This window comes from Rickettsiales endosymbiont of Trichoplax sp. H2, from assembly GCF_009690945.1.
Classification (GTDB): Bacteria; Pseudomonadota; Alphaproteobacteria; order Rickettsiales; family Midichloriaceae; genus Aquirickettsia; species Aquirickettsia rohweri.
This window is the reverse complement of the sequence record NZ_NPHZ01000016.1, coordinates 1-7000: the sequence shown is the minus strand read 5'-3', so window position 1 is coordinate 7000 and position 7000 is coordinate 1. Positions and strand designations below refer to the sequence as shown.

Genomic DNA, 7000 nt, shown 5'->3' with positions numbered 1-7000 from the left:
ATAAATTTTCTAAAATCACTTTTTAAAATCATAATAATTTTTACAAAAACAAAATTTGTTAAATAAATAATAATGTTCTATAATGACCCTTATAAAACACTATAATAAATTATGAATAATTTCATAAATATTAATGACAATAAAAATTCTATAATTGTTGGAAATTTACAAGAAAAAGTAAAAGATTATGCACGTCATGCTTTTGCAAAAAATACGATAAAAAACTATCATAGTGATTGGAAAATTTTTTGTACTTGGTGTGAATCTCTAAATATTAATTCTCTGAATATCACTCATAATACACTAATTGCCTACATAACATTCCTTGCAGAAGAAAATTATAAAGCCTCGACAATTCAAAGAAAAATTAGCGCTATTTATAAATATAGTGAGACCAAAAATATTCATATCAACCTTCAAGACAAAGAATTTAAAATTGTATGGCAAGGAATTAGAAGAAAAATAGGTATTGCAAAACAAGGTAAGGATCCTATTCTACTTAAAGATTTAGAAGAAATATTACAACATATTCCTAAAAATACTCATATGGGAATTAGAGATAGGGCTCTTCTTACATTTGGTTGGTTCTCTGCTATGCGTAGGTCTGAACTCGTTAAACTTAACTGGCAAGATATTTCCTTCATTAAAGAAGGAATAATTATAAATATTAGACAAAGTAAAACTGATAAATTTGGTGAAGGTCAAAAAATAGCTATACTCAAAAGAAAAGTATTTTGTCCAATAAAGCACCTAAAAGCCTGGCAAAAAATTAATAATAATGAAGCAGTATTTTGCTCTGTAAACAAAACAGATAAAGTGACAGGTATTAGACTTTCCTGCATTGATGTAGCAAGAATTACTAAAAAACATTCAGCAAAGATAGATTTTGATACATCTAAAATTGCAGGACATTCTTTAAGGCGTGGTTTTGTTACTACTGCTGTTAGCTCAGGTATACGCAATCATATTATTATGAAAACCACTCGCCACAAATCCTCTAAGATGATTGATGATTATACTCACGATCATTCTTTATTAGAAAATAATGCTACCAATATGATGATCACTCCAAAATCATCCTCTAAAAAATTTAATAGTATTTTAAAAAAATATTTACAATTTAAAACAACTTATAAATTCTACAATAAAATAAAAATTAATATTAAAAAATTTCTTTAATTTCTAAAAAGTCTGGAAACTCTAAAAACTCAATTAACGTGTTTAGATTGTTCTTCTAGACCTTTAGCAATTAAATTCTCTGTATACTCATTAAGACTCATATTTGATTTAATTGCATTAATACTTAAATCTCTATGTAAATTTGAAGGTATTCTTAAATTAAATTTACCAGAATATGGTTTAGAAGGCTGGATATTTTCCTGATTACAAGCTTCTAAATAACTATCAAGTACATCATGAAAAGCTTGCTCAGCCTCTCTTATTGTTTCTCATGAAAAGATATAATATCAGCTGTATTAATAACCTGTCCTACAATAATTTTATCCTGCGTGTCTAAACATAATTCTGCTGCATATCCTTTGTAATATAAAATATATTTTTTCATAATTTTACACCATTATTTGTTAAATATTTTCTTAATAACTTTATTTGATACCTTTTTGCTTCTTTTTGAGGATGTGGTCTATAAAAAGGAAAAATAGTTTTTTTATAAATAAATACTCCAGCAGAACCTTTACCCTCACGTATTGAAGTTCCTAAATCAACCATTAATTTTTCAATATCTACCCATAGAATATTTGCTTTTATTGGATTAGCAAATATTGACTTCAAGATCTTCTTACTTTTACTATTCATGCATGATATATAGTATCAAATAGTAGTACTATAATATTTACTATCTATTTTGCCAACTATTTTTTAAAATAATACTTCTCTTTTCAATATTGCTGTCAAACATCTCATTCAGAACGCATATCCTCATATGATCATATAAAAATTTTTAGCGTTTTAGAATAGGGTAAAACTTTTGAAGCTTTATTAAAAATTTGAACTGGAATTGGAATATCAATACAATTTTTATAAATTAAGATGTAGGTATTAATTCCCATAAAACTACATAACAGCTTTAATTACAAAAAAGTATCCACATTATGCTTCTCGGTACTTCACTTGGAGGCAAAAGTACTAATTCTTAGCACTTATATATTATTTCAGCTATAACTTAATTAAATGCAATCAAGATCAATATCGAAATAGTCTTGACTTATTCGATATTGATAACGTATTATATATGTAATTTATTATTAATTGCTCTACTAAATGAAAAGAATCTACCAATATGTAATAGAAGAACATTTAACATCTTATGACCAGATGATATTTCTTGCAGGTCCTAGACAAGTTGGCAAAACTACAATTGCAACAAGTATCAAAACTTTATTTCAACATACTAAATTCTTTAATTGGGATAAACTAAAAGATAGAGAACAAATCGTGTCTGGTGCTTCTTTACTTCATGAACTTCCTTTGGATGCAATATTAAAAACAAAACCTTTAATTGTTTTTGATGAAATTCATAAGTATTTTAAATGGAAAATATTTCTCAAAGGTCTTATAGATGAATATAAAACAAAATTACACATAATTGTAACAGGCAGTTGTAAATTAGATGTTTACAGAAAAGGAGGAGATAGTTTAATGGGACGTTATCTTTTATATAATATTCACCCTATTTCTATTGCAGAATTATTAAGAACATCTATTATGGATAAACCTATTTCTATGCCAAAAAAAATATCAGATGATTTATATGATGCACTCTTAGAATTTGGAGGATTCCCTGAACCATTTATTAAGCAAAACAAAAGATTTTATACTAGATGGAAAAATTTACGTTATGAGCAAATGTTAAAAGAGGATATAAGAGACTCTTCACAAATTCATGAGATATCACAATTAGAATTATTATCTTATATTTTACAATATCAATCTGCTCAACTATTAAATTATAGTAGTTTATCAAAAAAAATCAGAGTATCAGATCAAACAATAAGAAGATGGGTTGAGCTTTTAAAAGCCTATTATTATTGCTTTACCATAATACCTTGGTATTATAATATTAGTCGTAGTCTATTAAAAGAACCTAAAATATACCTTTGGGACTGGTCTATAGTAGAAGATAAAGGTAAAAAAACAGAAAATTTTATAGCATGCCATTTATTAAAAGCAGTAAATTTTTGGAATGATATAGGGCTAGGTAAATACAACTTATATTACTTAAGAGATAAAGATAAAAAAGAAGTGGATTTTTTAGTTACAGAAAATAATAAACCTTGGTTTTTAGTAGAAGTAAAATCTTCAGCAAAAGAATCAATAAGTAAAAATTTATATTATTTTCAAAAGCAAACAGGAGCTAAGCATGCATTTCAAATTGTATTTGATTTACCTTATGTTGAAAAAGACTGTTTTCAATATACTGAGCCTATTATAGTTCCAGCAAAAACATTTTTATCTCAGCTTATTTGATTCAGCTTGATATAATATCTGATTAAGAGATTATTATTATCTATGAATACAGATGCTGGTTCAAATCAAAGTAGTAGAGGTGAAGAGCATGATTATAAACTTATCTAATAACTAAAAATTAAATACTGGAGGTAGACAATAAAATTTAAATTTAGAGGATAGAAGATAGAAAACAACAAATGGCATGATAATATATATTATGGAAAATAAATATTATATTGATGACTGATTGAATATATTGTAAGCTGTAAACCTTCTATACTATTACTTTCTTGGAACTTATACTCTTTATTTATGTGTCCTTTCGAATTTACCTTCCAACCATTACCTAGATTATTTATATACTTATCTATTTCTTTTTTGTCCATTGGTGTTATACCTCCTGAACATGGTATACACTTTTTTGAAGCTAATTCCATTTTACTTGTTACTAATACTATTGTTTCTTTATTTTATTCTTTAATATAGTGAAAGTCTACTTTTACCTAATAAGCAATTGAATATTCACTAAACTAAATAAATTTAACTATCTATTAAATATATACATATAAAAATTATACCTAAAATCTATTTTTAGCTTTTAGCTGTAGAGAATTCTAATAATAACTTTTGCATAAACTTTGTTAAGAAAATTACATTAACATCATTCATAATTGGAAATTCCTCATCTCCCCCATATATAACATATTTCTTGTTTGCTCCTACATCATCACATATACGACTAAAGTATTTACTGATTTTTGGAGCAAGTCCATATTTTATTTCTACACACCAAACTTTTGATGACGGCATTTTAATTATCAAATCAATTTCTGCTCCCACTCTTGTTCTATAAAAATATGTTTGTGACCAACGTTGTAATATAGAATGTATATTTTCTATCACAAAACCTTCCCAACTTTTACCTAATACTGGATTTGATAATAAGCTATCATGACTACTAATCCCCAGTAATCTATGATGTATACCACTATCACGAATATAATAACGTGGTGCTTTTATTAATCTTTTTTTAACATTCTCGCACCATGGCTCAAGTCTTCTTATTAATAATAAATCACTTAAAATATTTAGATAGTATCTTACAGTCTTAGCATCCACCTCTAAATTTGTAGCAATCTTTGAGTAATTTATAACCTCCCCTTGTAAATGTGCTAACATAGTCCATAATCTTCGAAGACGATTTGCCGGTATACGAAAACCCATCTGCGGTATATCACGTTCTAGATAAGTTAATATTAAATCTTCCAGCCAATCAAAAGCAATACTATCTTTCCCAGATAGGTAACTATCAGGAAATCCACCACGTAGCCATAATTTATTTATATCACTATTTGTTTGGCTAATTTCTAATACATTAAGACCCGTCATATAAAAATAGCTAATCCTACCTGCTAAACTTTCAGATGATTGCCGTAATAATTCCATAGATGCTGAACCCAATAGAAGAAATTTCGTTGACCTCTTTCCCTTCTCCCTATTCTTATCTATTATCCCACGTAATGTTGTAAAAATATCTGGCAATCTTTGAATTTCATCTAAAATAATGAGTTTATCATTATGGATGTTAAAAAAGCTACTTGGGTCACTAAGTTTTAATAAGTCATCTGATGCTTCAAGATCTAAATAAATACTAGGTTGATTTTGCATTAACATTTTAGCAAGAGTAGTTTTACCGACTTGACGTGGACCAAGAAGTGCTATAACAGGTATATACACCATACTTTTTTTTAGTTTGTCTGCAATTAATCTCTGTAACATACATTGTATACTATGAAATAAACTCCTAATATGCAAGCTATATTTACAGAGATTATTTATTCCAACCTAAATATATTCAATATTATTTGTGCTTCTCAGAGTGTCTTATTTATTATCATATTTACTCACTTAAAAGAGGTATATATTTTTTATAACTACCCCGAGCTGCAGTTAAGAAATGATGAATAGATTTTTATCAATACCAGGTTTATCAGGTCTCCACTGATAATTTATTAAGCCAGCTAAAAAATGAGAGAAAGCGTTGATAGGAGACCTATGTCTAGAGTGAATTAGGATCTGCAAGCATTTCATTGATGAGAATATGGTTTCTACGAGTAACCGCTTCTTAAGCATCAATTTATCCTTAATATGCATCAAACAGTTCTTCATATTTTTCTTAATTTTTGTAATAAGAGTTGTTTCTTGCTCAAATAAAGTATTGAACAGCTTTTTAGATAGGTAGCCCTTGTCACCAATTAATTTGCATGAAATTTCTTTCAGCATATCTGGAACAGGGGCTCTGTCATCAATGTTACCTGACGTTATAGCAAGTCTGACCACCTCTCCATGTGTGTTAAACAACATATGTAGCTTAAAACCAAAAAAACATCATGTTGAAGTTCTTCCTTTTGCTGCCATATCTTTAAAAACTTTATGTCTTTTTTCCCGCAGATTATTGCATACTGCCATTGGCGTTGCATCTATAAACATATACTCTGTTATACCACCTTCAATCGCTTTAAATATACATAATAAACAGGGAAATGCCCTTTTGATATATCTGATAAAACTATCACAATGAACCATATTTTGAAATAAATATTTCCTTTCTGACTTTAAATAGAAATAATAATGCTTAAAACACACCATTCCTGAGCCATGGTAGCTGATCATTATTGTTATTATTTCTGATAACTTCATTTGTAAAGACCTATTTCTCTTTACCATTCCATCACTAATCAATTGTTTACATACCATCCTTCAAATCCTTTACAAAAATCATCCACTTCGCAAAATATTCTGATATAATCTATTTCTGAGTGCATTTTCTTACCATATAGTTGTTGCTAACTATTTTATAGTAGGCTTTTGCTCTCTTTTACAACTTTTTTCTTATCTGCAGTTCGGGTTATAACTATATAATCTATTACTCTTTTTATTTGTAATCTCTTGAACACATATGGTAACCCTCCCATATTATATGCTAATAAAATAATAGTACTAATTACAACTGCACCTTTAATGTAATGGCATCAAGAAAAATTAGACATAAGTTATAAGCATTATTATCATTCTACAAAACTAAACTTTTAATTTCCTTTATAAATTCATTAGTAACCGGCTTGTAGAATATTTTATCAAACACCATATATTTTTTATCATTTTCGTATTTAATATCAGTTGCTTGAGTTACTAATACTATTGGTATATCACTATGTTCATCAGACTTTTTTATCGTTTCTGCTAACTCTTGTCCATTAATTATAGGCATTTGATAATCTGTTATTATTAGATCAAATTCTCCCTCTGATCCATTCATTATTCTCTCTATAGCTTCTTTCCCATCTTGAGCCTTTATAACCTTGAAATTTGCTAATTCTAGCATCATTGATAATATTTTTAATATATATGGATTGTCGTCTACTACTAGTATGCTTTTCTGACTATTATTATTCATAAAGATTTTAAAATTACATATAGCATAGAAATTAACTTATCTATTATTGTATAATAATTCAAGCAGTATCATGAT

Annotated in this window: 7 protein-coding genes and 1 pseudogene; 2 read left to right on the top strand and 6 right to left on the bottom strand. The window is 27.7% G+C overall.

Annotation, left to right across the window (positions count from 1 at the left end; all coding sequences use genetic code 11):
* Positions 1-111: 111 nt before the first annotated feature.
* Positions 112-1179: a site-specific integrase gene (locus h2es_RS07475; RefSeq protein ID WP_154512811.1), complete on the top strand. Its 1068-nt coding sequence runs from the start codon at positions 112-114 to the stop codon at positions 1177-1179.
* Between the two features lie 29 nt (positions 1180-1208).
* On the opposite strand, the gene h2es_RS08020 is transcribed toward h2es_RS07475, so the two are convergent.
* Together h2es_RS08020 and h2es_RS07465 are read right to left on the bottom strand one after the other, a co-directional pair.
* Entirely contained in the window at positions 1209-1442 is a 234-nt protein-coding gene (locus tag h2es_RS08020; protein ID WP_369122811.1) for a type II toxin-antitoxin system HicB family antitoxin, read from the bottom strand.
* Between the two features lie 118 nt (positions 1443-1560).
* A complete protein-coding gene (locus tag h2es_RS07465; protein WP_154512808.1) occupies positions 1561-1815 on the bottom strand; it encodes a type II toxin-antitoxin system HicA family toxin in 255 nt (84 codons plus the stop codon).
* A 465-nt stretch (positions 1816-2280) separates the two neighbouring features.
* On the opposite strand from h2es_RS07465, the gene h2es_RS07460 reads away from it, so the two are divergent.
* Positions 2281-3486 (top strand): ATP-binding protein, encoded by a 1206-nt coding sequence (locus h2es_RS07460; protein WP_154512805.1) that lies wholly within the window; start codon positions 2281-2283, stop codon positions 3484-3486.
* Between the two features lie 197 nt (positions 3487-3683).
* Here h2es_RS07460 and h2es_RS07455 read toward each other — a convergent pair whose 3' ends face one another.
* The 4 genes and pseudogenes from h2es_RS07455 to h2es_RS07435 form a co-directional block, all read right to left on the bottom strand.
* Positions 3684-3905, bottom strand: coding sequence for a hypothetical protein (locus h2es_RS07455; protein ID WP_154512802.1), 222 nt, complete (start codon positions 3903-3905; stop codon positions 3684-3686).
* 154 nt (positions 3906-4059) lie between these two features.
* Positions 4060-5247: an ATP-binding protein gene (locus h2es_RS07450; RefSeq protein ID WP_154512799.1), complete on the bottom strand. Its 1188-nt coding sequence runs from the start codon at positions 5245-5247 to the stop codon at positions 4060-4062.
* A gap of 171 nt (positions 5248-5418) precedes the next feature.
* Positions 5419-6054 (bottom strand): annotated as a pseudogene (locus h2es_RS07445) (IS982 family transposase).
* A gap of 487 nt (positions 6055-6541) precedes the next feature.
* On the bottom strand, positions 6542-6925 hold the full coding sequence (locus h2es_RS07435) for a response regulator (protein WP_154512792.1): 384 nt from the start codon (positions 6923-6925) through the stop codon (positions 6542-6544).
* Positions 6926-7000: the final 75 nt, after the last annotated feature.